This is a genomic window from Dulcicalothrix desertica PCC 7102 (genome assembly GCF_003991905.1).
GTDB classification, from domain to species: Bacteria; Cyanobacteriota; Cyanobacteriia; order Cyanobacteriales; family Nostocaceae; genus Dulcicalothrix; species Dulcicalothrix desertica.
Window position 1 is genome coordinate 49236 of the sequence record NZ_RSCL01000035.1, and the last position, 2069, is coordinate 51304.

Annotated in this window: 4 protein-coding genes; 3 read left to right on the forward strand and 1 reads right to left on the reverse strand. The window is 37.2% G+C overall.

Annotated elements, in window-relative coordinates; translation table 11 throughout:
• The 3 genes from DSM106972_RS44145 to DSM106972_RS44160 form a co-directional block, all read left to right on the forward strand.
• Positions 1–649: TolC family protein (locus DSM106972_RS44145; protein ID WP_233787964.1), on the forward strand; the 649-nt coding region annotated here is incomplete at its 5' end.
• A 218-nt stretch (positions 650–867) separates the two neighbouring features.
• Positions 868–1095, forward strand: coding sequence for a carbohydrate porin (locus tag DSM106972_RS44155; RefSeq protein WP_325052275.1), 228 nt, complete (start codon positions 868–870; stop codon positions 1093–1095).
• Between the two features lie 83 nt (positions 1096–1178).
• Positions 1179–1793 (forward strand): hypothetical protein, encoded by a 615-nt coding sequence (locus tag DSM106972_RS44160; RefSeq protein WP_127086665.1) that lies wholly within the window; start codon positions 1179–1181, stop codon positions 1791–1793.
• A gap of 43 nt (positions 1794–1836) precedes the next feature.
• Here the strand turns inward: DSM106972_RS44160 and DSM106972_RS51835 are convergent, their stop codons facing one another.
• Positions 1837–1983 carry a hypothetical protein gene (locus tag DSM106972_RS51835; RefSeq protein WP_158632975.1) on the reverse strand — a complete coding sequence of 49 codons (147 nt, stop codon included), beginning with the start codon at positions 1981–1983 and terminating at the stop codon, positions 1837–1839.
• Between the last annotated feature and the right edge of the window lie 86 nt (positions 1984–2069).

Consider the following 2069-nt stretch of genomic DNA (forward strand, 5'->3'; position numbering starts at 1 on the left):
TAATTTACTAAATTTATCACAATCATTGAATATTAGTGCATCAGACCCTGTTAAATTAGCCGGAGTTTGGAATCAAACTGTCGAAGAGACGATTATTTTAGCTTTTCAAAATCGCCCCGAATTACCCAAATTTATAGCACAACGCAATATCAGCGTTCAAAGAAGGCGCCAAGCATTATCTCAATTAGGACCGCAAATTAGCTTAGTTGCAAACTACAGTTTACTTGACCAATTTAACGATAATATCAGCGTCACCGATGGTTATTCGCTTGGTGTACAAGCTTCTTTAAACCTATTTGATGGAGGCGCCGCAAGAGCAAGAGCAGCGCAAGAGAAAACTAACATTACCATTGCCGAAGGAAATTTTGCTAAACAGCGCGACCAAATTCGCTTCGATGTCGAGCAACAATATACTCAATTACAATCTAATTTGACTAATATTCAAACTACAGATTTGGCGTTACAGCAAGCAAAAGAGGCTTTGCGACTAGCAAGGTTGAGATTTCAAGCTGGTGTTGGTACTCAAACTGATGTTATTGCGGCAGAAAATGACTTGACGCGCGCTGAAAGCGATAGAGTAACTGCAATTTTAAATTACAACCGCGCATTTGCTTTCTTACAACGTGCCGTTACCGCGCGTGTCCGCTAGTTAGGCAAGGAAGCGTACTTCTAAAGGTATATATTGACGTTGCTGTTTTTCTATTGGTGGGAGGATGTTTAAACACACGGTTTGTGATTGTGCATACTTAATTGCATTATCAAGTAAGTTAATAACTACCTACCCCGCTACCAATACTCTTTTAGGACGAATTTCTCTTGGAAATCCCCGGCCAAATGTTCTCAGTCCTTTGTATCGAGGAGAACTCAATGTTCTTATTTCAAACTGGCGCCATTTTTGGGGTAGCAGTTGGTCAGCCATTTATTGATAGCAATATTGGCAATGCAACTCAAATGAGTTTAGAAGCTTTTTACAACTACCCGTTGAGCCAAAATATTCGCATTACGCCATCAGTTCAAGTCATCACTAATGCAGGAAACCAAGATAGTAATGGCGATATTGTAACCAGCACACTTCGCACAGTCTTTTCCTTTTAGTCAGACAAGCTGGAGTAACAATTGTGCAATAACTAAATATTTTTTGTTTAGATTGCTGAAAACATAAAAGAGGAGTCTTAGCAATGATAAAAATCAACTGTTTATTTATTCAATTCATCATTGTAATATTGCCTACTACTGCAATTACTTTTGAAAACGATTATAAAGTTTTAGCTGAAACTCCTGTCCCTTTAATATCTAAAAATTACAAATTGGCTCAAGCTAGCCAAATACAACCAATATCTCAAGCTAATACAAATGAACAAAATACGCATTATAAGCAAAGCTATATAGGGATTGGTGCTAATTTTGGTATCAGTGGAGATACTACAGGCATAACGGATACTAATTTTACAATTCTTGGTAAAACAGCATTCACAGAAAATTTTGCATTATATGATGCAACAACAATATTCGGTGACAGTACAGCTACTAGCGCTTTGGCTCTAACAGGTTCAATTCCCATCAAAAATAGTGCAGGACAAGTAATTGCTTCACCGTTTATAGGTGGTGGTACACTGATTAGAGTTACTAGCAAATTTAAATTAGACCCTTTACTAGCAGGAGGTGTAGATATTCCAATATCTCAAGACCTAACGGCAACAGTTAGGGTGAATGTTGGTTTTATTGGAAATGAAACTGATGCTGGATTATTAATTGGAGTTGGCTATAATTACACAGGAATTTTTGGTAAATAAGTTCTCGGCTTTTTGGTAATCATATATTCACGTTCTTATATCTCTATTCCGTGGCATTACTTAGCAATTCTTTAGTACTGTCAAAAATCTTATGAGGATTTAGCGAGATTCGGCGCCGCCCGTAAAAAGTAATCATCAGAGTTTCAGAAACACCTAAAAGTTTAGTTGTAAATTCTTTTTTATCTGTCATATAACAGAATCTCTAGAAATAGTTGATTGAATAATTGACTCAAGAGCTGCTTCAATGCGCTGCCAACCAGCAGGTGAACTGAAATC

What these genes read in the sequence shown, in the direction of transcription:
- DSM106972_RS44155 (WP_325052275.1), top strand. Translation starts at nt 868, where the DNA reads ATGTTCTTATTTCAAACTGGCGCCATTTTTGGGGTAGCAGTTGGTCAG.
- DSM106972_RS44160 (WP_127086665.1), top strand. Translation starts at nt 1,179, where the DNA reads ATGATAAAAATCAACTGTTTATTTATTCAATTCATCATTGTAATATTG.
- DSM106972_RS51835 (WP_158632975.1), bottom strand. Translation starts at nt 1,983, where the DNA reads ATGACAGATAAAAAAGAATTTACAACTAAACTTTTAGGTGTTTCTGAA.